A 289-nucleotide genomic window follows, 5' to 3' on the forward strand; every position below is an offset into this window, starting at 1 on the left:
ATAAAACTAGCTATGATAATGTTGCAGCTGCGTTTGAAGGAGTTAATGGAAGTCTATCCGATATCAACGAGCGTATTAACAATGTTGCTCAGAGTGTCTCATCAAGTGGTTTAAATTGGAACGAGGAAGAAAAAGCTTTCGACGCTCGTCACAATGATCAGAACAGTAAGATTACGCATGTAGCGGATGGTAAATTATCTGAAGATTCAAAAGAAGCCGTTAATGGTAGCCAACTTTTTGAGACAAATAATAGGGTTAGCAAGGTTGAAAACCGTGTAGATAATATTGA

At 37.7% G+C, this 289-nt stretch carries 1 protein-coding gene; it reads left to right on the plus strand.

Translation table 11 applies throughout. The annotated features are described in order from the left end of the window. The coding region (locus ACFINC_RS11265) for a hypothetical protein (RefSeq protein ID WP_375617260.1) at positions 1–289 on the plus strand (289 nt) is incomplete at both ends.

It is taken from the genome of Bartonella sp. AP58NXGY (genome assembly GCF_042195785.1).
Lineage (GTDB): Bacteria > Pseudomonadota > Alphaproteobacteria > Rhizobiales > Rhizobiaceae > Bartonella.